20 protein-coding genes and 1 pseudogene are annotated in these 25927 nt (G+C 28.4%); 8 read left to right on the forward strand and 13 right to left on the reverse strand.

The annotated features are described in order from the left end of the window. Positions 1-2: 2 nt before the first annotated feature. The 8 genes from J3359_RS11420 to J3359_RS11455 form a co-directional block, all read right to left on the reverse strand. On the reverse strand, positions 3-3062 hold the full coding sequence (locus tag J3359_RS11420) for a SusC/RagA family TonB-linked outer membrane protein (protein WP_208076991.1): 3060 nt from the start codon (positions 3060-3062) through the stop codon (positions 3-5). A 64-nt stretch (positions 3063-3126) separates the two neighbouring features. Next, positions 3127-4578, reverse strand: coding sequence for a T9SS type A sorting domain-containing protein (locus J3359_RS11425; protein ID WP_208076992.1), 1452 nt, complete (start codon positions 4576-4578; stop codon positions 3127-3129). Positions 4579-4798: 220 nt separating this feature from the next. After that, positions 4799-5815, reverse strand: coding sequence for a helix-turn-helix domain-containing protein (locus J3359_RS11430; RefSeq protein ID WP_208076993.1), 1017 nt, complete (start codon positions 5813-5815; stop codon positions 4799-4801). Positions 5816-6727: 912 nt separating this feature from the next. After that, positions 6728-6880, reverse strand: coding sequence for a lmo0937 family membrane protein (locus J3359_RS11435; RefSeq protein ID WP_208076994.1), 153 nt, complete (start codon positions 6878-6880; stop codon positions 6728-6730). Between the two features lie 7 nt (positions 6881-6887). Next, on the reverse strand, positions 6888-7451 hold the full coding sequence (locus tag J3359_RS11440; protein WP_208076995.1) for a hypothetical protein: 564 nt from the start codon (positions 7449-7451) through the stop codon (positions 6888-6890). Between the two features lie 142 nt (positions 7452-7593). Further along, positions 7594-9378 (reverse strand): CHASE3 domain-containing protein, encoded by a 1785-nt coding sequence (locus tag J3359_RS11445; RefSeq protein ID WP_208076996.1) that lies wholly within the window; start codon positions 9376-9378, stop codon positions 7594-7596. Position 9379: 1 nt separating this feature from the next. Next, complete coding sequence (locus tag J3359_RS11450; RefSeq protein WP_208076997.1) at positions 9380-9826, reverse strand: response regulator; 447 nt, start codon at positions 9824-9826, stop codon at positions 9380-9382. Positions 9827-9829: 3 nt separating this feature from the next. Then, on the reverse strand, positions 9830-10396 hold the full coding sequence (locus J3359_RS11455; protein ID WP_208076998.1) for a helix-turn-helix domain-containing protein: 567 nt from the start codon (positions 10394-10396) through the stop codon (positions 9830-9832). A gap of 265 nt (positions 10397-10661) precedes the next feature. On the opposite strand from J3359_RS11455, the gene J3359_RS11460 reads away from it, so the two are divergent. Next, a complete protein-coding gene (locus J3359_RS11460) occupies positions 10662-11048 on the forward strand; it encodes a DUF3095 family protein (protein WP_243766022.1) in 387 nt (128 codons plus the stop codon). Positions 11049-11061: 13 nt separating this feature from the next. On the opposite strand, the gene J3359_RS11465 is transcribed toward J3359_RS11460, so the two are convergent. The 5 genes and pseudogenes from J3359_RS11465 to J3359_RS11485 form a co-directional block, all read right to left on the reverse strand. Further along, positions 11062-11769 carry a YiaD family glycine zipper/OmpA-like lipoprotein gene (locus J3359_RS11465; protein ID WP_208076999.1) on the reverse strand — a complete coding sequence of 236 codons (708 nt, stop codon included), beginning with the start codon at positions 11767-11769 and terminating at the stop codon, positions 11062-11064. A gap of 5 nt (positions 11770-11774) precedes the next feature. Further along, positions 11775-12233, reverse strand: coding sequence for a lipocalin family protein (locus J3359_RS11470; RefSeq protein WP_208077000.1), 459 nt, complete (start codon positions 12231-12233; stop codon positions 11775-11777). 81 nt (positions 12234-12314) lie between these two features. After that, positions 12315-13217, reverse strand: a complete 903-nt coding sequence (locus tag J3359_RS11475; RefSeq protein ID WP_208077001.1) for a histone deacetylase family protein — start codon at positions 13215-13217, stop codon at positions 12315-12317. Then, positions 13217-15287 (reverse strand): annotated as a pseudogene (metG, locus tag J3359_RS11480) (methionine--tRNA ligase). The gene J3359_RS11475 and the pseudogene metG overlap by 1 nt, the downstream one beginning before the upstream one ends. Positions 15288-15353: 66 nt before the next feature. Further along, positions 15354-15953 carry a Uma2 family endonuclease gene (locus tag J3359_RS11485; RefSeq protein ID WP_208077002.1) on the reverse strand — a complete coding sequence of 200 codons (600 nt, stop codon included), beginning with the start codon at positions 15951-15953 and terminating at the stop codon, positions 15354-15356. Between the two features lie 221 nt (positions 15954-16174). Between J3359_RS11485 and J3359_RS11490 the strand changes: the two genes are divergently transcribed. From J3359_RS11490 to J3359_RS11520, 7 genes are all read left to right on the forward strand, one after another. Further along, positions 16175-16771, forward strand: coding sequence for a hypothetical protein (locus J3359_RS11490; RefSeq protein WP_208077003.1), 597 nt, complete (start codon positions 16175-16177; stop codon positions 16769-16771). A gap of 2 nt (positions 16772-16773) precedes the next feature. Further along, positions 16774-17769, forward strand: coding sequence for a S66 peptidase family protein (locus tag J3359_RS11495; RefSeq protein WP_208077004.1), 996 nt, complete (start codon positions 16774-16776; stop codon positions 17767-17769). A gap of 209 nt (positions 17770-17978) precedes the next feature. Further along, positions 17979-18338, forward strand: a complete 360-nt coding sequence (locus J3359_RS11500; protein WP_208077005.1) for a YraN family protein — start codon at positions 17979-17981, stop codon at positions 18336-18338. 117 nt (positions 18339-18455) lie between these two features. After that, on the forward strand, positions 18456-18947 hold the full coding sequence (locus J3359_RS11505; protein WP_208077006.1) for a flavodoxin family protein: 492 nt from the start codon (positions 18456-18458) through the stop codon (positions 18945-18947). Positions 18948-19378: 431 nt separating this feature from the next. After that, entirely contained in the window at positions 19379-22309 is a 2931-nt protein-coding gene (locus J3359_RS11510) for a sensor histidine kinase (protein ID WP_208077007.1), read from the forward strand. Between the two features lie 2 nt (positions 22310-22311). After that, complete coding sequence (locus J3359_RS11515) at positions 22312-23064, forward strand: LytR/AlgR family response regulator transcription factor (protein WP_208077008.1); 753 nt, start codon at positions 22312-22314, stop codon at positions 23062-23064. A 91-nt stretch (positions 23065-23155) separates the two neighbouring features. Further along, entirely contained in the window at positions 23156-25750 is a 2595-nt protein-coding gene (locus J3359_RS11520; RefSeq protein ID WP_208077009.1) for a T9SS type A sorting domain-containing protein, read from the forward strand. Positions 25751-25927 lie beyond the last annotated feature (177 nt).

Here is a 25927-nt window from a genome sequence, read left to right on the forward strand (position 1 = left end):
CATTAAAAATTTGCGTTAACACCTAAAGAAATGGTTCTCATTTCTGGATAAATATTACTAAATTCTGCTATTCCATTTCTATTATCGGCTGTTTTACTAAAAAACCATGTATAAACATTAGAAACATTTGTAAAAATACTTAAATCATCTAAAGGAATTTTTATATTTTTAAGTGGTAATGAGTAACTTAAATTTATTGATCGTAATTTTATATTGGATGCATCTACTAAATATTTAGAAGAATTAGAAATAATTCTATTATTATCTGCAATAATTGGGTACAAAGCTACATCGCCTTGATTTTGCCAGGCATCATAAAAAACATTGGCATTTATATTTCTATTGGTTATAACTCTGTATTGATCTACCAAAACTCTATTTAACAATTCACTTTGCCCAAAAGCATAAGAAAAAACGAAAGCAAGGTTAAAATTATTATATTTAAAACTGTTTCTAAAACCCCCAAAAACAGTAGGTTGGCTATCTCCAATTGGTTCCCAGTTTGTATTGTTAAAATTTGCAGCAATATAACTGGCATCATAAATATTGTTATTTACATTGTACAATTCTCTTCCAGTTGCTGGGTCAATTCCTAAAAAATTATAACCCCAAATTGTAGAGGTTGCAAAACCAATTCTTTGTGCTCTTGCAGTTTCTGCACTAGAAAATTGAGAACCTAGACCAGATAAAGAAGTTACTTCATTTTTTAAAGTAGCAATATTAAAATTAGTAGACCAATTAATTTTTTTTGTTTTAATCCAATTGGCTTGTATAGAAAACTCTATACCCTGGTTTATCATTTCTGCACCATTTATTTGTACATTATTAAAACCTGTTTCTGGGATTGCATCTCTACTTGTAATAATATCTTTTCTTAAATCTCTATAATACTCTAAAGTAGCAGAAAATTTATTTAAAAAATTAAAATCTAAACCTATATTTGCTTTTATATTTCTTTCCCAACCTAAATTTGGGTTTGGTGGCGATGTTGTATTTGCATAATTAAAGCCATTGTAACCATCATTACCTTCATTATCTACAGTATACAAACCCAAAGATCTATAAGAACCAATTCTTGAATTTCCAGTAGAACCATAACTTACACGTAGTTTTAAAAAATCTATAACGTTAGATTTAAAAAAATCTTCGTTACTAATTACCCAAGCAGAACCAATACCTCCATTAAATGCTGTGTTTTTATCTGTACCAAAAGCAGAACTTTGATCTATTCTAAAATTAACCAAAAAATAATATTTTTTTTCAAAATCGTAATTGAGTTGAGAAAATAAAGAAAGCCCTGTATCTGTATTACTGTCAGATTCTTCATCAATAATAAGTGCTTTATCTAAACTTTGAGGCGTACTAAAATTAGAAAAGCCAGCACCAATTCTATATCCAAACTCATCTGTATCACTTCTTGCTTCTACTCCTAAAAGAGCATTAAAAGTATGTTTTTTATTAAAAATTTTATCAAAAGTTATGTTTGCATTCCAATTCCATTTATTGGTGTTTCTTTCTCTTAACATTCTTCTGCCAAAAATGGGAACACTTATTTTAGGACCATTTGGGTCTTGAGGATTTGTAATAGATTTATTACCCAAATCACCAGTTCCATTTTTTCCAGAAAAGAATCGATCTTCATTTTTTAAAGAAAAATCCATACCAAATAATGTAGAAAATTTTAAATTATCTAAAATGTTATAATTTAGAGAAATACTGGTTATAAATGCTTTTGTAACAACTTCGTTTTTATTTTGGTTGGCAACTGCCAAAGGGTTACCAAATGTGTCTATAAAAGTATAATTTCCATTATCATTAAAAGGAGCCAAGGTTGGTTGTACAGCAAAATTTGCTAAAGTATTTGGTGTGTTTTTAGTAACTATTGATGGCGAAAAACGAATATTTGCACTCCATGTATCCTTCTTATAACCAATATTTATACTTGTATTTAATCTTTTTAAATTATTGTTAATTTGGCTCTCATTATTTATTTGATATCCTACACTTGTTCTATATGTCCAGTTTTTTATTCCACCAGAAAAACCTAAATTATAATTAGAATAAGTGCCAATTCCATTTAACAAATTATGCCAATCTGTATCTACACCATTCCAAGGTTCTATTGCATCTAAATTTCCGCTATTTTGGTTGTAAATATTTCTTACTGTTTGGTATTGCTCGCCATTTAAATATTTAAATTGATTAAAAGGACTACTTACACCAGATTGTATTGAAGCATTAAACTTCACTTTTCCTTTTTTACCAGATTTTGTGGTAATAATAATTACACCATTTGCGGCATCTGCACCATACAAGCCAACTGCAGCTGCATCTTTTAAAATATTAAAACTTTTTATATCTTGTATGCCAATTCTTGCTAAAGGATTTAAAATATTTTCTGATAAGAGACCATTACCAGCATCAAAAAAATTGTTGCCATCTAAACCTGTTTCTTCAGATAAAATAACACCATCAACAATAATTAATGGCTGTGTAGAAGTACCAACAGCATTGTTATTTAATTGTGTTAAAGAACCTTGGCCTCTAACATTTATCTTAATTTCTTCACCTAATTGATTGCCAGATTCTATGTAAACACCAGCAACTTGCCCTTCTAACAATTGGTCAAAAGAGGTGGCTACTTGTTCTGGAATAATGTCTTTGGTTTTTATATTTTCTATACTCCCAACAACGTCTTGTTTTAATTTTGATGTGCCATAAGAAGAGGTTATTATTATTTCATCTAAATTGGCAACATCTTCTTGTAGTTTAATTACAAAATAAGATTTTTTACCTAATTTAACTTCTTTAGACTTATAGCCAATAAATTTTACAACTAAAATTATATCTTTTATGTTTGTTTTGCTCTTAACTTTATAAGCAAATTTTCCGTTAAAATTGGTAACAGCTCCTTTTTTGGTTCCTTTTATTAATATGGATGCACTTGGTAAAGGATTGTTTGTTTTAGTATCTAAAACAACACCATTAATAATTCTTTCTTCTTGAGAGAAAGAAGAAAAAGCAAAAAAAAGAATTATTAAGAAAAAGATTTTTTTTATCATAAAAAATAAAAACTTCGTTATCTAAAAATTAAAGATAACGAAGTTAATTTTAAGGGTTCAAAAATTATTCTACAACTATTTTTTGTGTTTTTGTTGTATTTTTACTTTCTAATTTTAATAAATATACTCCTGTACTTAGAGAATGTTTAATTTTGTTATCGACTAATGTTCCTCTTGAAACAGAACGCCCATTTAAATCTAAAATAGAATAGTAAACTTTATCGTTTAAATTATGAGAAACGTTAATTGTATTTTTTGATGGATTTGGATATATGGAAATTGCATTAAAAGTTGCTTTTTCGATAGATAATGTTGTTGGGTTTAATACATACAATTCGTTACCTGTTGTACCATTATCACCTTCAAAATAAATTTTATTATTAAATAAAACTAAATCATCAACATCTTTTATGGTGTTGCTTATTAAGTCTGTGGTAACTCCATTTGTTCTATATAAATGACCAGTTGTTGTTGTTGCTTCTTCACCTCTATAATATAAAAAACCATCATATTCTAAATAATCAGAGGGGTCATGATTTTGTGTATCTCCAGTAAAATTAGAGATATTTATAGTTGTATTTGTTGCAGGGTCGTATGCAATTAAATTATCTCCTCCACCATTAACAGTAACATCACCTTCAAATAAAATTTTATTATTAAAAGCGACTAAATTATTAACGCCTTTGTAAATATCTGCAGCAGCTACAGCAACTGTTCCAGCAGTTGTACCATCAGTTTTCCATAATTTGCTTAATGCTTCAAAATACAATTCGTTTCCTAAAATAGTAAAATTACTAATGCTAGCGTTTCCATCATCACCAGTAATATCTTTTACAAGTGTAAACATATTTGTAGTTGTATCAAAACTGTACAATTCTATGCCAATTGTAGCATCTTGGCTTGCTAAAGATGCATAACAGAAAATTTTATTTTTAAAAGCAACAATATTTGTTAAAATATTTTCATCATCAGTGCCAGTGTTTGCATTGGTTAAAGTTGTACCATCAAAAACAAGTAAATCGTTTGTATCTCCAGCAGTAGTAATACCTGTCATGTAAACTTTACCATTAAGAGTAATTGGTCTTTGGGCAGATTCATTAAAATTTGGTAATAATTCTGCACTTACAGTTCCTACAGCAGTTCCATCAGATTTCCAAATGTTTGCTCCATCTGCATCACTTACTGTAAAATACATGGTATTATTAAATGTAAAGAATTCTCTTGGTAGACTACCAGAGCTACCACTATTTATATCTTTAAGTAAAGATGTGCCAGCTTCTGTGCCATCTGTAACCCATAATTCTCTACCTAAATTTGCGTTTCCTGGAGAATTTAATCCATTAGTATCATGGGCAGAAAAGTAAAGTTTACCATCAAAAACATATAATTGCTGTGGATTTGAACTTTTGTTGGTTTCACCAGTATTTTCTAAATTAATGTTTTTAACTGGCGATATTTGAGCAGTTAAATAAAAAGTTAGGAATAACATTCCTGCAAAAAGTAATTTTTTAGTCATAATAGTTATTAATTATTTTTCACAAAAGTAATTATTTAGAATGGTTTTAAATAGTTTTTTAACAGTAATTTTTATAGTTTATAAATAAAAAAAAATCTCAAGATATTTTTACCTTGAGATTTTTGCTTTCAATTTTTCAACTTCAATTTTAGTTTTTCTTTTTCAAATTTTATTTGTGTTTTTACACGATAATGGCTAATGAAAATTCATTAGGTATATATTATGCTGATACAGCTAACCTATTTTTCTTTTTATAGTTACTTGGCGAACAGTTAAACATTTCTCTAAATTTTTTCGAGAAATAACTTCTACTAGAAAAACCTAAACTATAAACGATTTCAGAAATACTTAAATCTGTATTCGTAATTAATTGTTCCGATTTTTTTAAACGTATGGTTCTTACATATTCGCAAACTGTTAAACCATGCATTAATTTAAAACCTTCCTGTACTTTTGCTGCAGTTAAACCAATTTTACGAGTTAAAACGTTTACTCTGTGATCCATATCTGGGTAGTTGTTTACGTACTCAGTTAATTCTTTTATCAATTCCATTTCGCTTTTTGTTAACGAAGAAGATGCAATTTGTGGGTTTGTTAAATCTTTTTTATGTTGCTCGATTTCTAAAGCTAAAATTAAGTTTACAATTCCTTTTGTTAATAAAGCTTTTACAACACCCTCATTATCAATTGCTCTTAATTGTTTTATGTTTTCTGCGATTTTTAAGTTGTAAGAACCTAAATAAATGTAATCTTCTGTTTTATTTGTAATAAAAGCCTCTTTTAAAGTTGCATTAATAGAAGAAACATTTCCTTTTTTTACTGCTGTATTTACAGAAATTATTGTTGTATTTGTTTCCACACCTTCAAACAAATTAATGGTATTTTTTTGGGATACAACATTAGAAATTATACTTGTTTGAAAAGTTTCAATTGTATTTATAGTCTCTCTTTTATCAAAAGAATGAGATATTTTTCCTTTAGAACAGTACACAAAATTAATATGTGAACCTACATTAGAGTCTATGCTAATTTGTAAATCTCTTTTAGCATTGATATTAAACTCCAATAAACTAATACCATCTTCTAAACTAATAGAACGAATAGTACCATTACCTACTTTGTTATTAAGAGTAAGAATATTTTCTCCTGCAACAGTATTTAATGTGCCCCCAATTTCTTTTTGTAATTTATTAAAGAATAAATTTAAGCCGTTTAATTTAGAATTTACAGTAATCATAATTGGTTGGTTTTTTAAGTTATTATTAGTTTTTGCTTTTAAATCAGTTAAATTTTGTTTAACATTTAATTAAAATAATACTACAAAGAAACAACCATAAACGACTTTTTTTGTTACACAATTTTTTTTTTTTGTTACATGATTTCATTTTTTGTTATAAAACTTATGTTTTTTTTAAGTTAATAATTTGTTTTACAGTGTTTTAATATAAATTTTTAATTTAAAATCATATTTCAATTAGAAATTATATAAGATATTAAGGAAATTGTATAACAAATTTTGTTGCATTTGATTTTAAATCTACTTGAACAAAAAAATAAATTTAAAATTTAAAAGTGATGAAAAATTTGATACCTAATATATATGTTTCTTTCGGTTGTATTTATTGCAGGTATAAAAACAAGTTCTTCTAATTTAAATAAAGTTGATAAAAAAAAACGTAGAAAAAAAAGTTACAGCAACTTTTGATGGAGCAGAAAAAAACTATTATTTTTATACAGATGCAAAAAGAAATGCGCTTTAGTTTTAGGTCATAAATTCAGAAGCAAAGAAAAAATACGATTTGGTTGCTGGAGATTATGTTGGGAAAAAAAAATCAACATTAATTAATGTGAGTTCTATTTAAGAAATAATAGATGTCTATATTTTAATTTATAACTACAATTTGTAAGGTTCTTCTTCCTACGTCATTGAAATGACATTTATTTTTCAATAAAAAAATATAAACACTTAATAGTCAAATAGTAAAGTGTCTAACTCACGTTAATTATAATGATGCGAAAATTGTAAGCCTGAAAAAAAATTGAGAAATAATACCTTTTCTGTTTTGAAATTATTGTAAAAGAAAATAATGGTTTATCGCTGTTGTATTTTTAATACGTTTAACCTGTAAATCTATTGGCTTTTTAATGTTTAAGAATTTTTAATTTTATAGCCTACAATCGCAAGTACTACAGCTAATATTAATAACAAGTGAACTAATAAAGACCCAACTGCGTATACAAAAAAGCCTAAGGCCCAAATTATTATTATAAGAATAGTAATAGTGTATAGTAAGGTTTTCATGCTTGCTTTAACTTTTATCAATTATATTTTCTATGTTTTTTTTATTTTGTCTTAAGAAATCTTCAGCTTCGCTGGCTAAAATACTTATGGATATTTTATTAGATTCTTCCGAGAGTTTATTCATTAAATTTATTTGATTACTAATCATTATATTTAGTTTTGTTAAATAAATGTTTTGATTTATTTCCACTTCTGTAGTATCTGTAAATGTAGTATTTGTATAGTTAGGCAACAATACCAATTCGTGTTTAGAAAGCTCTTTTAAATTTGTTAAACGTTCTGTAGTATTAAACTCAAAAGATTTTAAAAGAGACTTTGTTTTTTTGCTTATGTAATTTTTAGATTTAATGTAGTTGCTGTAATTAATTAAATTTATGTAGTTCTCGGATGCTAAAACTAATAGTTTTGCCTCTTTTTGGCTTTTGTTTATTTTAGCTTCTTTATTGGCTTCATTGTCCTCCTCCGTTTTTCCATTATTGTTTGTGTCACAAGAAACTACTGAGAGAAAAATTGCTACAAACATAAAAACACTAAGAAGAGAGCTTATCAGTATTTTTTTATTAAGATTCATTATATGCTTTGTTTTGTTATACAAAGGTTAAAAAAATTAATGTTTTATTGTTATATAATTAATAACAGAATTTATAGAATTACCATTAAGTTAATGTTAAATTTTATAAGTAGAGGAAAAATATTTGGCAAAAGTAAAAAAATTATTTAAAAGGAAGAAAAACTTCGAAGATTGCTCCTTTATTTAGTTTCCCTTTAGCAAATATATAACCTTGGTGGTTGTCTACAATTTTTTTACAAATAGACAAGCCAATTCCTGTTCCAGAATATTCGTTTTTGTTATGTAGTCTGCTAAAAAGCACAAAAATCTTTTCTGCAAATTCTTGGTTAAAACCAATTCCATTATCTACAAATGTTAGTTTATGGTAGTTGCTATATTTTGGTTTTTTTAATTTAGGAACATCGTCTGCTGCTACTTTACAGTAAGAAATATTTATTGTGGGTGCTAGTTCTTTTTTACTGTATTTAAGAGAGTTACCAATTAAATTTATAAATAATTGTTGAGCTTGAAAAGGAATAACGGTCATTACAGGAATGGCGTCCGAAGTTATTTTTGCTTTCTTATCTAAAATTGTTTCTGCCAATTCTTGTTTTGCATTTTCTAAAATAAGATTCATATTGGTAGCTTCTAAAACTTCTTCCGACTTATTGGTTCTAGAAAACTGTAATAAATCGTCTATTAACAAACGCATTCTAGAAGCTGCAGTTTTTATTCTTTTTAAATACAAGGTTCCTTTTTCAGATAAATTATCGGCTTCTTTATCATCTAACCTAGAAATAAAAGTTTGAATTTTACGCAAAGGTTCTTGCAAATCGTGACTCGCAACATGGTTAAAAGAAGACAATTCTTTGTTATTTCTTTCTAGCTCTAAATTTCTTTCTTCTAGCAACCTGTAGTTTTCTACTTCTTCTGTAATGTCGGAGGTAATTCCTAAAAGCCTTTTTTGATCATCATTACTAACAATAATTTTCCCATAAGCTTTAAAATGTCTTATATTTCCATTTTTTTGAACAATTCTGTAATAGATAAAAGGTAAATTTTCTTCTTTAATCATTTTATCTACCTGTTTTTGTAGATTTTCCAAATCCTCTGGATGTACAAACTCCATAAAGCTTTCGATGGTCGATGGAAAGGATTGTGGTTGTTCTCCTAAGAGACGATATAAATTGTCTGAATATTCAAATCGATTTTCATTAATATAATAGGTCCAATTGCCATGTTTACTAACAATTTCCGATTGATTTGTAGATTCTTTAAAAATTTCTAACTGGATGTTTTTCTCTTTAAGTATTTTTAAATCTTTATTAATTTTGGCATAAGTAAGTAATAAAAGTACCAATGTAATTATTAAAACAGAATAGATAACCAAAGGTGTATTTGTGAGGCTTTCGTTACTTTTTTTCTTACGAATTTGTAATAGTTCGTTTTGATGAGAAATCATTTTACTAATTGCTGCACGAATATTGTCCATCGTTTGTTTTCCATTCTTTAATAAGGCATAGAAACCAGCAGTATTTGTGCCGTTTTTATCTGCATATTTTAGGCTTTTATCAAAAATACTTAGGTTTTCACCAATTAGAAAGCTTAGGTTTTTTAGATTATTTTGTTGCTCTTTATCGTCTATTGTAAGCTCTTTTAACCTTGCAAAACTATTATTTGCGTTTTCTCTACTAGCGTAATAAGGTTGTAAATAAAGAGTGTCTTTTGTAATAAGGTAGCCTCTTTGCCCTGTTTCTGCGTCTTTTAAATATGAAAGAATTTGTTCTAATTCTACGTTAACTTCATAGGTGTGTTCTACCATTTCAAAAGACATTACCAATTTTTGAATGTGTTGGTAAGCAAAACCTCCAATGCAAAGTATTACAAAAAGGCTAGCGCCAAAAATGGCTTTTAGAAAACGTTCCGATTTTAAAATTGTTCTTTTCACTTTATAGGCGTAATAAAAAGTTATCTTTATTTAAACCACTGGTATGATATTGCCAATTAATGGTAACTACGTTAGACAATATTTTTTTCAATTTTTTAAAATCGTCTGGCTTTTTAATGTAAATATTAGCGCCCATTACAAAAGTATTTTCTATATCTTCTTCGGAGGCAGAAGTAGAGTAAATGGCAATTGCAATGTCTTTAAAAAGTTCGTTTTTCTTAATTTCAACCAAACATTCTATTCCCGATTTTTTAGGCATGTTTAAATCTAAAAAAAGAATATTGGGTAAAGAATCGGTTTCGCTATTTAAATAGTTCATTAACTCTACACCATCGTTATAGGTTTTTACTTTGGTATTCATTTTTAATTCCTCGAAAGCTTCTTCGAAAAACAATCTATCATCCTCATCATCATCTGCCAAAACGATATATATACGATCTTCTTGCATAAATTAACTGTTTAATTTGTTGTTCAATTCCCTTCTTTTTGTAATTATTCTCTGAAATGTAGAAGGAGTAATACCTGTGGTATTTTTAAATTGTGTGCTTAAATGTGCTACACTAGAATAGTTTAATTTGTAAGCAATATCTGTAAGTGTTAGCTCGTTTTTTGTAATTAATTGCTTGGTGTATTCTATTTTTTGAAGAATGATAAAATTCTCGATAGAAGTAAAGGTAATTTCCGAAAACAAATTAGACAAATAGCCATAACTATGTTCTAATTTTTCTGATAAATAAACAGAACTTTTTACGTTAATATTGCTGTTTTCATTAAAAACCATATCTATAATTGTATCTTTTATTTTTTGAACTAAAATACTTTTTTGGTTTTCTACAATTTCACTTCCATATTCGTTTAAAGAATCGTTTAAAGCAGTTAATTGCTCTTTAGAAATTTTCTCTAAAAATTCAATCTCTCCAAAGCTTAATGTTTTGTATTTGATGTTTAGTTCTTGTAGTTTGTCTTCAAGAACTTTGTTACAAATGGCTGTAAAATCGAACTTAATAAATATTTTCATACATAAGTAATTACCACGCTAAGATAATAGATTATTAAATAATATATATTACTTACATTTACAAAAAGAAAGAGCAGTATTCTCTCTATGAAACTTTATGTTAGAAAATACGGGTTTTTATAAGGATATAGCATCATCAAATTGCATTAAGAGAACTGTTAAAGGACGAAAATTTCTTTAATTTTGTGGTTTGTTATCGTAACAGATATTTTAGATTCTACAACTGGGAAAATTCGATAGAAAATATTTAATTAAGAATTGGCTTATTACCAAATTCGGAAAATTCTATTTCAAGTTTTTTAAAGAAGGAAAAGAATACTTGTTTAAGATTTCGCAATTATCGGACACGATTATGTTTATAAACACTATTTTTTCAGGAACAGAAAAACAAATAGGGAAATTAAAATTATTGTTAGACTCCTTGGAATCGGATCGAAAAATAATTTACGGAATGCATGCTACTTATGCCTCTATAATGTCTTGTTATATAGAAGATAGAGACGAAAAACACATTCATTTTATAGATGGTACAGAAGGTGGTTATACAAGTGCAGCCAGAAAATTAAATATTTATAAAGAGTATTTTGGCAGTAAAAAGGGTAGTTTTAGATACAAAAAAAAGTCGCTTAAAAAAGCAACTTTTTTTATATGAATTAATCTAATTTCTAGTTCTCTCCAGTTTGTTTTTTAACGTCTTCGATCATTTTATCGTTAGGAACAATTGCTACATTTACTCTTCTGTTTTTTGCTCTTCCTTCTGCAGTTGTATTGTCGTATTTTGGTTTTTCTTCTCCATACCAAAGTGTGTTAAAACGACTATTAGCTAGCCCTTTATTAACTAAAAAGTTGGTTACAGATTTTGCTCTTTTTTCAGATAAAGTCATATTGTAAGCAGCTTTTCCACTACTATCTGTATGTCCAACAACTAAGATATTTGTATCAGGAAATTCTAAAAATACATTCGCAAGTCTATCTAAGGTTGCTTGAGACTTTGCATTAATATTCGATTTATTGGTATCGAAATAAACCCCACTATTCTCATCGAAAGTAACAACAATACCATTGTCTACTCTTTCTACTTTTGCTCCAGGAACTTCTGTTTCGATTTTTTTTGCTTGGTCGTCCATTTTCTTACCAATTAAAACGCCAGCTCCACCACCAATTACACCACCAATTACAGCTCCAAGTTTCCCGTTTTTTCCACTTCCAACATTGTTTCCAATAATAGCACCAATAATGGCTCCAGCTCCAGCTCCAATTACACCACCTTTTTGTTTGTTGTTTGCATTTTTAGTAGCTTCACAACTAGAAAAACCTAGTGTTAAGGTAATTGCTAACGTAAAAACGGATATTTTTTTAATTAATTTTTTCATAATATTTATTGTTTTGTAAAGTTCATGTTAATAATAAAAGGCGTACCATTTACAGTTAAATTCTGTTGCCAAGTCATAAAATTATCAGACAGTTGAGACAACTCGACTCTAAAACCAATGTTATTTTCGTTTCCTTTTGGTTTTAATAAAAAGTCGTAATAACCAGAAGCTTCATTAATTTCTTGAATTACAAAAATAAAATCTCTTTTTCCTGTTGTACAATTTTTATTGTTTACTGTATATACTCCAGAATTATTATTTGGTACAAATTTCCAAGTACTACCTTCTAAACATTCTTTCGAAGCATCGTTAAATAGGGTTACATTGTAGTCGCCAGTTTTACTGTAGGTAATTTTGTTAAGTACCCAATTTCCTTTTATGGTTTTCTCTTTAGATCGTACGTTTTTAGATGCACCACAAGAAAAAAGTGTTAATGCAAATATAAAAATCATTATTTTTTTCATAAATATTTCTTTTTTGGTTGTTGCAAAGAAACGACAGAATTAGTTATAAATGTAACTCAAAAGCAAAAAAGGTGGATGCATTTAAAAATAAATACCTTGTGCCAATCGAAATGTATTTGCATGTGCATTTACAATAGTATTAATATTTGGTGAATAGCCACCACCCATAGAACACATAACAGGAATTTTTAAATCGAAACAAGTCTGTAAAATAAATTGATCTCTTTTTCTACAACCTTCTATAGTCAATCCTAGTTTTCCTAACTTATCTGTTTCAATAACATCTACACCACATAAATAATAAATAAAATCTGGTTTTTCTTGGTTGATAAGTTTTGGGAGTATGTTTTTTATTTTTGATAAATATTCACCATCTTTTGTATTATTCTCTAGCGCAATATCTAAATCGCTTTTTTCTTTAATAAAAGGATAATTGCTTTTGCCATGCATAGAAAAGGTAAAGACAGAAGCATCATTCTGGAAAATTTCTGCAGTTCCATTTCCTTGATGTACATCTAAATCTACAATTAAAATTTTTTGTGCTAATCCTTTATTTTGAAGATATTTTGCCCCAATTGCTTGGTCGTTTAACATGCAAAAAGCTTCTCCACGATTCGAAAAAGCATGATGCGTTCCACCTGCAATATTCATTGCAATTCCATTTTTTAGGGCAAATTCAGATGCTTTCATAGTGCCATCTGCAATAATCATTTCTCTTTCTATTAAAACTTCAGAAAGAGGAAAACCAATTTTTCTTGCTGCTTTTTGTGAAAGTGTAATGTTTAATAAATCGAAAAAATATTCTGGATCGTGAACTGTAAAAAAGTGTTTGTTATTCGGAATTTTGGGTTCAAAGAAATTTTCCTTTATACAAGTTCCTTCGTAAATTAATTGTTGAGGCAAAAGGTCATATTTTTCCATAGGAAAACGATGCCCTTTTGGTAATTCGTGTTTGTATATGGGATGATATGCTATTTTTAGCATTAACTAACCTCTTGTCCGTTTTTAACTTGTTGTTGTGGTTCAACAAAAGCTAATTTTCCTTCTGGTGTATCTGTCATTAAAATCATTCCTTGGCTTTCTACTCCTTTTATTTTTCTTGGAGCTAAGTTTATCAATACAGAAACCTGTTGACCAATGATATTTTCGGGTAAAAAACTCTCTGCTATTCCTGAAACGATTGTTCTAGTATCAATACCAACATCGACCTTTAATTTTAAAAGTTTTTTTGTTTTAGGTACTTTTTCTGCTTCTAAAATGGTACCAATTCTGATGTCTAATTTTGTAAAATCTTCAAAATCGATAGTTTCTTTTTGTGGAACAATCGTTTTTTTTCTCTTGTTCGTTTGCTTTCTTAGTTGCAATCAACTTTTGTAGCTGTTCTTCGATGGTTTTGTCTTCAATTTTAGAGAATAATAGTGCTGCTTTGTTAATTTGATGACCATCTGAAATTAAAATATTTTTATTAGCAACATCTTCCCAAGTTAGACCTCTCGACTGCGCTCGAGATGACAGGTTCAAAATATTTTTCAGTTTTTGAGAAGTAAAAGGTAAAAATGGTTCAGATAAAACGGCTAAAGCTGCTGAAATTTGCAAAGCAACATACATAATTGTTTGTACGCGTTGTTCATCTACTTTTATAACTTTCCAAGGTTCTTCATCAGCCAAATACTTGTTTCCAAGTCGTGCTAAATTCATTAATTCTTGAGAAGCTTCTCTAAAACGATATCTTTCAATAGATTTTCCAATAATGTTTGGAAAATTTTTAACTGCTGCTAAAACATCTTCGTCAATTTCTGTAAAATTATTTGGAGTTGGTACAATTCCTGAATAATATTTATTGGTTAACACCACAACTCTGTTGATAAAATTACCAAAAATGGCCACCAATTCGTTGTTATTTTTTGCTTGAAAATCTTTCCAAGTAAAATCGTTGTCTTTACTTTCTGGTGCGTTTGCAGTTAATGTATACCGCAAAACATCTTGCTGATTTGGAAATTCTTCCAAATATTCGTGCAGCCAAACTGCCCAATTTTTAGAGGTCGATAATTTATTTCCTTCTAAATTTAAAAATTCATTAGCAGGTACATTATCGGGTAAAATATAATCTCCATGCGCTTTTAACATACTTGGAAAAATAATACAGTGAAAAACAATGTTGTCTTTTCCAATAAAATGCACCAATTTAGTATCGTCTTTTTTCCAATAATCTTCCCAGTTTTTTCCTTCTCTTGCGGCCCATTCTTTGGTAGATGAAATGTAGCCAATTGGTGCATCGAACCAAACATATAACACTTTTCCTTCGCCACCTTCTACAGGAACAGGAATTCCCCAATCTAAATCTCTGGTTACTGCTCTTGGTCTTAAACCATCTTCTACCCAACTTTTTACTTGTCCGTACACATTTGGTTTCCAGTCTTTTTTATGTCCTTTTAAAACCCATTCTCGTAAAAAATCTTCGTGTTTGTCTAAAGGTAAAAACCAATGTTTGGTTTCTTTTACTGTGGGCACATTACCTGTAATTGCAGATTTAGGATTGATTAAATCTGTTGCATTATGCGAAGTTCCACAGTTTTCACATTGGTCGCCATAACTTTCTTCGAAACCACATTTTGGGCACGTTCCAACTACAAACCTATCTGCTAAAAACTGATTCGCTTCTGCATCATATAATTGTTCTGTAACCTCTTCTATAAATTCGCCTTTATTATATAAATCAATAAAAAATTCAGAAGCTGTTTCATGATGAATTTTCGAAGAAGTTCTCGAATAATTATCAAAAGAAATACCAAAATCTAAAAAAGATTGTTTGATAATGCCATGATATTTATCGATAATATCTTGTGGAGAAACACCTTCTTTTTTTGCTCTCATTGGTATGGCAACTCCATGTTCGTCGGAACCACAAATGTACGCAACATCTTTACCAGTTAAACGTAAATAACGCGCATAAATATCTGCAGGAACGTAAACGCCTGCCAAATGCCCAATATGAATTGGTCCATTCGTGTAAGGCAAAGCTGCTGTAATTGTATATCTTTTTGGAGCACTCATCATCAAAAAATTTAATTGCGCAAAAGTAAAGATATTTTAGTTGATTTTACTGATGAAAGCCTGCAATTAATCTTCAAAAATTTCGCCTACTGTAAAAGACAAATCAGGAAAAATAAAACTTGTAGCAGTTTCTTCTGCAATTAATGGTTTTAAACCGATATAAATATCATCTTTTAAAACATATCTGTGGATGGTTTTGTACACATAATCTACAATCCAATATTCTCTTACGCCATTTTCTTCGTATAATTCGTATTTATTTTTCATCTCTCTATTGGAATTACTTGGAGATAAAATTTCAATAATTAAATCTGGTGCACCAATACAACCTTTTTCATCGAGTTTATTTTTGTCACAAATAACACATAAATCTGGTTGAAAAACGGTACTAATATCTTCGTCTTTCGTTGAGTTTTTTCTTTTATCAACCAAACGAACATCAAAAGGAGCGATATAAACTTTACAATCTTTTTTGTGAAAGAAATTGACAAAAATTCGTCCTAATTCTCTTGAGGTAGATTGATGATTTCTTGCAGGAGCAGGAGACATTTTAAAAACGTTTCCTTTTAAAATTTCAATTCTCTCTTTAAACCTCCATTGTAAATAATCTGCGTATGTATATACTTTTCCGTAATCTAAAATTGGTTCTTCAACAGTATTTTTCATATCGTTTAATTTGTTACAAATTACAAATTATTAAGATGTTTACAAAATAAAGATGATTTTACTATTTTTATTGATTTTAAATTTGAAAATGAAAAAAATAACTTTTTTACTTTTATTGATAACTTTCTAATCAATAATTGTATAAAAATGGAGTTTTAAACGTCATTAGAATTGCATACATTTACATAGATTAGTTTTTAGACTTCTAAAACCTCAAAATTATGCAGAAAAAAACACTTTTTACATTTTTCTTATCGATGCTTTTTTTCACTGTTTTTTCGCAACAAAAACAAGATTCTATAAAAATAAAGACGAATCCGATTATTTTTACAGGAATGAATTTAGGTTTTACAAGCGCAGAATTAAGAGGGTTTAATCTAGGCTTCAATGTAAATTATCAACAAAAAAACAATCTTTTTACATTAAAATATACTGCCATTTTAGAAGAAGAAGATTTTGGTTATCTAATTCCATTTTTTAATGCAAATTCAGTAACATCACAATTTTCTTTATTGTATGGTAAAAGATATATAGAAGATAATTTTTCGTATCATTTTTCTGGAGGAATTTCTTATAGCCATACAAATGATAGAAAAATTAATAAAAGATACCAATACTTTGGTTTTCCTATAGAAATTGGTGTTAATTGGTTTAAATCTAAAAAGAAGAGGTTGGGACTTTTATATGGTTTAATTCCTGTTGGAAAACCTACAGGTTTTGGACGCTCTTTTGGAATAAAACTATATGCTAACATTGCAAAAAAGTCTTATGTGGGGTTAGGTTTAAACTTTGGTATAGGCTGGCATAAAAAATATTAAATATGAAAAAAGAAACACTGTCTATTTTATTTTTGATGATTTTCTCATTAATAAAAGCACAAGAAAAAACAAGTAAACTAATAACACCACCATATTTAAAAATTGGAGATACTATTGCCATTGTTGCACCTGCAGGAATTTTAAAAAATAGAGAAGCAACTATAGAAAAAGCTAAAAAATTAGCAGAAAGCTGGGGTTTAAAAGTGGTTTTAGGAAAAAATATATTCCAGCAGAATAATCATTTTGCTGGAACTGATATTGAACGCTGTGAAGATTTTCAGCAAGCTTTAGATAACCCGAATATTAAAGCAATTTGGGCTGCAAGAGGTGGTTATGGTTCTGTACGAATTTTAGATATGTTAGATTTTTCGAAATTTAAAAAACAGCCAAAATGGGTTATTGGATACTCGGATATTACTGCGTTTCATTGCCATATTAACAATTTAGGCGTAGAAACCATCCATGGAATGATGGCAACCAGTTTAGAGGAAAAACCAGAAGAAATTAAACAGGCAATTGCAAGTTTTAAAAAAGCACTTTTTGGAGAAGAAATTTCTTATAAAATTAAATCCTCAAAATATAATAGAACAAATTCCTCAAAAATAATTACAGGACAAATTATTGGAGGAAATCTTTCCATTATTACCTCTATGTTAGGTTCAAAAAGTGAAATTAATACCGCAAATAAAATACTTTTTATTGAAGAAATTGGCGAGTACAAATATTCGATTGACAGAATGTTACAAAGCTTAAAACGTGCAGGATATTTTACTAAAGTTAAAGCTGTTATTGTGGGCAATATGTCTTCTATAAAAAAGAATTCCACAAAATGGGGCAGTTCTATTGAGCAACTAATTTTAGAGGTTGTGCCTGAAAATGTTCCTGTTTTCTTCGATTTTCCTGCTGGACATGAAGCAGATAATAGAGCTTTGATTTTTGGAAGGAAAATTAAGTTGGCAGTTGGTAGTGAGCAGTATTCAGTAAATTTTACGGATTAAATTAGCGTTTTTATTTTGGAAAAAAATGCCACGAATTCACGAATTAGACTTTCCTGACAAGTCTTTTTTTTTTTTTGACCTTGTAGGAAAAATCATACAGAAATTAAATAATAATCTGTAAATTAACACTTTGGTAATTAAAAGCACAAATTTTAAATCTACAAAATTTTTGACTGCTCACTGCCAACTGAAGACTAAAGACTAAAAAAGTGGCAGAACATAATGAACTTGGTAAAAAAGGAGAAAGATTAGCTGTAGATTTTTTAGTAAAAAACGGTTATAAAATTCTCGAAAAAAACTATCGTTATTTAAAAGCGGAAGTAGATATTATTGCCCAAAAAGAGGAATTTCTAATAGGTGTGGAAGTAAAAACCAGAAGTTCAGATTATTTTGGAGATCCGCAAGATTTTATAACGCCTAAAAAGATAAAATTATTAGTTTCTGCGATAGATTATTATGTGGTGCAAAGAGATTTAGATGTAGAAGTTCGGTTTGATATTATTGCGATTTTAATCAATAAAAAAAGAACAAAATTAGAGCACTTAGAAGATGCTTTTTTATATTTTTAACTAATTTTATACAATAAAATTATTAAAAATAAATACCTGTCAATTGCATCCAGTTTTAGCTAGATCTTATAAATAAATGCATAGTTGCCACACATTTGAGGAAAATCAGAACACTTGATGAAAAAAGTTATAATTACAGGAAGCTCAAGAAATGATGGAGATACTAAAACTCTGACGAATAAACTGATAAAAAAATCAAACTGGGATTTGATAGATTTAAACGATTATAATTTTGGATATTATCATTATGAACATAAAAACGAAAAGGATGATTATCTTAAATTAATGCGGAAAATAATTGAAAAATATGATACTTTAATTTTCGCGACACCAGTTTATTGGTATTCAATGAGCGGAATTATGAAAGTGTTTTTTGACAGAATAACTGACTTATTGGAAATTGAAAAAGACCTTGGACGAGAATTACGTGGAAAAAATATGGCTGGAATTAGTTGTTCAATTGGAAATAATTTAGGCGAAGTTTTCTGGCTTCCATTTTCTGAAACCGCAAAATATTTAGGAATGAATTATCTCGGAAGTTTACACACAATATCTGGAGAGATAAACGAAATAGAATTAAATGAATTTATTAACCAGATTGAAAAATAAAAAACGTGTGGCAATAACGTGTATAATTAATGGCTGCTTGGAATCTTGATTACCTTATGGAAATTCTAAACCTTTAATGCGTTTGCCCTGGACGAAAATCCGTAAGGATTTTCTATTCAGTTTTTATTTGCTAAATTAGTTGCTTAAAACCTGTCAATTGCATCCAGCTTCAGCTGGATGTTATTAGGTTTTTACAAATTTTGGCTTTAGCCAAAATATTTATCCTATGAAAACAGTTTGACTAAAACCATTTTTTAAATATTTTCACAATGGGTTAAAACACATTGTAACTAATTTTTTATTAAAATGTAAATGTGTGAAATACCAATTTCAAAACTCTTTTTTTCTCTTTAGAAACTATAAACCACCTTTTAGCAAGTAATTTAAAAGATAAAAAGGCTTAAATTGTATTTTTAATAAATTTTAGATTCTTGTTTAGAGCGCAACTCACTTTTTTACTACTATTTATCAGCTTTTTTACAAAAGCTCAAGAACCTGTTTCTATACATTTATCAGAAAAAGATGGCTTACCAGACAAAGAATTTTATAATATAATTGAAGATACCAAAGGCTTTATTTGGTTGTGTGCAGATAAAGGTTTGTTTCGTTACGATGGTAAATCATTCAAAAATTATAGCAATAAAGAAAAACGAGGATTGTCGGTTTTTGGGGTACAAGAAGATGCAGATGGTAATATTTGGTGCAATAATATTAGCGGACAATTTTTTTATGTAAAAGAAAATAAATTAGTAACTTTTATAGATTTAAGTAAAGAGCTAAAAGGCGAGCTGGCTTTATTTCGAGTAAGAAAAAAACATGTAATTGTTTTTAGTCAGAATACAATTTATTACATAAATAGAGCTACGAAATTAATTGAAAAAACACATTTTTCAAATTTCTCTTACAGTTTAAATGTTAAAGTTGGAGAAGCTATTTATTTAGCGACAACAGACTCAATTGCAGTAATTAATAGTAAAACAGAATACAAAAATTTATTTCCAACCAACCTTTCCACAAGAGATAAAAACGGAGTTACAATTATTCATGGTAAAACAGAAGTATTTCAATTAGACTCTTTATTTTTTTTGAGACAAGTTCGTTTTCATAAAAATAAATTTTACCAAATAGATTTTCATAAAAATAAATTATTAGAATTAGGTGGTTTCGAAAATATGGAGTCAGAAAGTATACAGCATATCTTTAAGAATGGGAATCAAATTTGGTTTTCAACAACAAATGGTGTTTATGTTTACAACTTTTCAGGCAATAAGTTTTATGAAAAAAGGCAGTTTTTAAAAGGCAAAAATGTTACTAAAACCATAAAAGATAAGGATGGAAATTATTGGTTTACTACTTTAAATAGAGGTATTTACGTAATGCCAAATATTTTTATTGAAACCTATGATATTTCTGAAACACATAAAAAAATAACTGCTTTAGACAAGGTAGATTCACAAACTCTATTTTTTGGTTCAAATAATGGAGATGTGAGTTTTTTTAATATAAAAACCAATAAAGAGTTTAATATAGAAATGCCAGAAGCTTCTAAAGTCTCTGCAATTGCATTCGATTCTAAAAAAAAACTAGGTTATATTGGTAAACAAACAAAAATGCATGTTTTAGATAAAAAAACATTAAAGTGTAAGGTAATTTTTAGTACTTCATCTGCCAAGAGTTTTTCAATTTTAAATAATAACGATGTTTTTGTAGTAGATTATAAAACAACTACGCTTTTAAAATATGCTAATAATTACAAGCCACAGAAATTACTTTTAAATAGAAGACCTTATACATCATTTTATAGTAAAAAAAATAATGCAGTTTTTGTAGGATATGTAGATGGTTTGGTAAAATATAATGCATTTTGGAACCCCAAGACAATCTTGTATAAAAATAATCCTATTTATGGGTTATCTATTACAGAAACTAAAGATGGTGTTTTATGGGTAGCAACTTTTAAAGATGGTATTTTTGGAATAAAGAATGATACAGTTATACATCATTTTACAACAAAAGAAAGATTGGTTTCTAATCGAATCGAAAAAATAGAAGCAGATAAAACCAATTTATGGATTGCCACAGATGCAGGAATACAGTTTTTAAATACCAAAAAAAAATCATTTAAAACCTTAACAAAAAGAGATGGTATTATTTCTTACGATATTTCTGGGATAGAAATTATGGACGATAAAGTGGTGTTTTCGTCCAGTGAAGGTTTATTTTCTGTAGATAAAAAACGTGCTTTTAAAGCACAAAAAGAGGTAAAAGTTTACTTTACAAACATAGAAATAGATGATAAAAAAGAAAAATTAAAATCGAATTACCAGTTAGCTTACAACCAAAATGCCGTAAAAATTAGTTTTAATGTAAATGGATTAATATTCAACCAAAAAGGAAAATATAAATATAGGTTATTGGGTTATAATGATAGTTGGATTACTACAGCTATTGGAGAATCAAGCGTAAAATACAACAGTTTACCAGCTGGAGATTATATTTTTCAAGTACAACCTTTTTTAGATTTAGAAGAGAATAAAAGTGAAATTAAATCGCTTAATTTTTCTATAAAAAAACCATTTTGGGAAACTTGGTGGTTTATTTTAGGAATATTAATTTTGGTTTTGGGTTCTATAATTTTATACTTCCGAAGAAAAATAAAGAAGAAAGAACAACAACGAGAGTTAGAAATAAATAAACTTTCTTTAGACAACGAACTAATTGCTTTAAAATTAGAGAATTTACGCTCGCAAATGAATCCGCATTTTATTTTTAATGCATTAAACTCTATTCAGGAATATATTATTTTGAATCAGAAAAAATTGGCGAGTGAATATTTAGGGAAATTTGCAGATTTAATTAGAACCTACTTAAACCACAGTAGCAAAGGAAAAATTACCTTAAAAGAAGAAATAGATTGTTTAGAAATGTATCTCGAATTAGAAAAATTACGTTTCGAAGACAAGCTAAATTATTCAATTACAAATTCCGAAAATTTAATTCCAGATGCCATTTACATTCCAACCATGTTAATTCAGCCTTATGTAGAAAATGCTTTAAAACACGGTTTGTTACATCGAAAAAACGAACGTATTTTAACCATCAATTTTTCTATTGATAAACAAAATAGTGTTGTTAAATGTGTAATTATAGACAATGGAGTTGGGCGTGAAAAGGCCGAAGAATTTAAAGCAAGAAGTGGTAAGAACCATAAATCTTTTGCCACAAAAGCAACCAAAGATCGTTTGGCATTATTAAATTATGGCAAAGAAAAACAAGTAGGCGTAAACATTACAGATTTGCTCGAAAACAATACTCCAAAAGGAACGCAAGTAAATATTACAATACCTTATACAACAATTTAATTATGCATGTAGTAATTATAGATGATGAGCCAAAAGCACGGAATTTATTAGAAATTTTAATCAAAGAAAATTGCCCTAAAATTACGTTAATTTCGTCTGCAGAAGATTTGTTAAGTGGTGTAGAACTGATAAAACAACAACAGCCAAAAATCGTTTTTTTAGATATTGAAATGCCACAACATTCTGGTTTAGAAATTTTCGATTTTATTGATAAAGAACACCATAATTTTGAAATAGTTTTTACAACAGCTTATAGCGAATATGCCATAAAAGCCTTCGAACTTTCTGCTGTAGATTATTTGTTGAAACCTTTAAGAACAGATAAATTAATTTCAGCAATCGAAAAAGCGATTCAAAACAGTGGAAAATCGACTATTAATTTAAAATTAGATGAGCTTCAAAAAAGCTTAAAATCTGCAAATTTCAAAAAAATAGGATTGCCTGTTGCAGATGGAATTAAGTTCGTAAATTTCGAAGATATAATTCTCCTAAAAGCAGATGGAATGTACACAAAAGTTAGTATTCTAAACGCATCTGGCATATTAATTAGCAAACCGTTAAAGCATTTTGTAGAGTTGTTAGATACAATTCCGTCTTTTTATAGGCCTCATCGTTCTTATTTAATCAACTTAAAATACATTCAAGAATATTCAAAAAAAGACGGTGGTTATATACTTATGGACAATAACGAAAGTGTTTCCATATCTAAAGATAAAAAAGAAGAGTTTTTAACGATTGTACAAAATATTGGGTGATTTTTAGAAGTCGAAAAAGGCATTTCAGAAATTTAACCTAAAAAACAACCTTATTTAATGGCAAATTTGTTTTCATAAAAACTAAAATGATATGAAAACAAAATTACTCTTAGCACTACTTTTTATTAGTAGTATTTTTTATGCACAATTTCCTACAAATGACTTGGTTGGTAAATATAGCTTTGATAATGGAGCACTAACAGATGGAGCAAATAGCAACAATTTTACCCAAACTGGAACATTATTAACTGCACAAGATGATCGTTTTACAGCCGTAAATACAAATGCAATACGTTTAAATGGAGATTATTTAACAAGGTCTGATGTTAATTTTACAGGCAATACTGGCAGTATTAGCTTTTGGGTAAAAACAACAACAAATAATAGTAATGTTGAGACTATTTATGATGATGCACACAATAGAAATTCTGTTGCAGACAATACAACTTGGTCTGGTTACTATCTTTTTTTACAAAATGGAAAAGTTGGTTTTGTAATTCAGCAACTTTTTACTGCAAGCAATATTGGTAGAGTAGGAATTAAAAAAACAGGCGCAACAAATGTAAGCGATGGTAAATGGCATCACATAACTTTTTCTATAACTCAAGCCATAACTGGTACTGGACAATATAGGGCAGGAAGAGAAATTAGAAATTATTTAACTACAGCAAATTTATATATAGACGATATTTTTGTAGATCAAGCTATTATTAATAAAAGTTCAGAATTTGGTTTTAATCCTAATGGAAATATAAATAGCACAGGAAATATAACCATTGCAAATAATAGAAGTAATAGTTTACCAACTGCAAATAAATATAAAGATCAAATAGACGACCTTTTTATATACAACCGCGCTTTAACAAGAGCAGAAATTGCACAAATAAGAAAAGACGGAAATTATTGTGTTGCACCACCAAATACTATTATTGGGTTATCTAATACAAACAATACATCTGCAACCATTACATTAAGTGGTTCAGGAAATTATGATTTAGCGTATTATAAACAAAGTGAATCTATTAGTAATGCAACTATTATTAATAATGTTTCCACAAATCCAATAAATATTACTGGTTTAGAAATTTCTACACCTTATGTAGTTAAAATTAGAGAACACTGTAATAACGTTTCAGATTGGTCTAATGATTTTGTCTTTACAACCTCTAGACCTTCAGGAATTATTTTTGTTGATGCTACTGCAACAGGTAGTAACAATGGTACAAGTTGGCAAAATGCTTTTACAAGCTTACAAGATGCCTTATCTGTAGTACAAACTTTTAATGAAAAAGAAGTTTGGATTGCCAAAGGAACATACAAACCAGATGCTACTAATAGATCTGCTACTTTTTCTATAGGAAGAGAAAACGTTAAAGTTTATGGAGGTTTTGCTGGTACAGAAGCACAAGTTTCAGAACGTATTTTTGGCACTAATGAAACCATACTTTCTGGAGATTTACAAAATAACGATGTTAATCTTACAGATTTTGCATCAAACTACGCAAATACAACACGAAATTCAGATAATAGTTATCACGTATTCAGAGTTTTTACTGGAGGAGATAATTTATTGTTAGATGGTATTACATTTAGCGATGCACACAATAATAAAAACACAACAGAAAGAGGTGGTGCAATAGTAAAGGATAAAAGGGTTTCAAAACTAACACTTAAAAATTGTATTATAAAAAACAATGTTTCTAGAAACGACAATGCAGGTTTAATTGCAGAGTTTGAATTGAATAATACTTCTGGTACAAGAGGAGGTTTAATTATAGAAAATTGTAAATTTATTAATAACATGTCACGTTGGGCATCTGGTATTTATAGTTTTGTAAGAGCCAATTCTAATGTAGATATTACTGTTGCAAACTCTTTATTTGATAACAATTTAGCAGCAGATTTATCCTCGACTTTAACAGGAATAAGTGGAAGTGCTTCTTGGTTTAGAGTAGTTGCAAATGGTTCTGATGTAAAACTAAACTTAGTAAATAATACTTATGTAAATCATAAAGATTTTGGAACAGGACAAAGTTTAAATAATTTTACCAGAGCTGTAGTTGGTATTAGTAAAACTACTAATATTTCAAGTACTTTTAACGCAACAGTTTCTAATTGTATTTTTTGGAATAACAAAGTCTCTTCAAATGGTTCTAAAAGTAGATCGATTACAGATTTGTATCTATCTCCAATAAATTCTTTAACGGTTACAAATTCTTTAGACGAGCTAAACTTTAATGATGATAGTATTTCCTCTACATCAAATAATATAAGTACAAATCCTTCTTTTAATGCAGATTATAGTTTAAAAGGAAACTCTCCAGCAATAGATACAGGAGATAATTCTAAAGTTTTTGGAACCACAGATTTATTAGGAAATCAAAGAATTTTTAACACAACTGTAGATATGGGTGCTTATGAATTCGGTTCTTCTTCTCCATTAAGTGTAAATAATTTTTTAAATGATGATAAAATCTCAATTTACCCAAACCCAGTTTCTTCAATAGTAAACATTAAGATAAATGCTGAAGTAAAAAAAGCTATTATTTATAATTTACAAGGACAAAAAATTATAGAAAGTATTTCCGATAAAATAGATATTAGCAACTTTGCTAAGGGAGTTTATATGCTAAAAGTTATTAGTGAAAAAAATGGAATTTCCACCAAAAAATTTATAAAGAATTAGAAAAAGAAAGTTTAAAGAAAAAAGGCTGTTTGCATAATTATTATATGTTAAACAGCCTTTTTTTTATCTAATGATATATCTACTCTAAGACTACTAAAGTAGTTTTTTAATTATGGGTTTTCTATAAATAAAATAACATCATGTTTTACGAATTCCTTTTTTAAAGTATTTTAATTT

Origin of the sequence: Polaribacter cellanae (assembly GCF_017569185.1) — a bacterium.
In the GTDB taxonomy this organism is placed as follows: domain Bacteria; phylum Bacteroidota; class Bacteroidia; order Flavobacteriales; family Flavobacteriaceae; genus Polaribacter; species Polaribacter cellanae.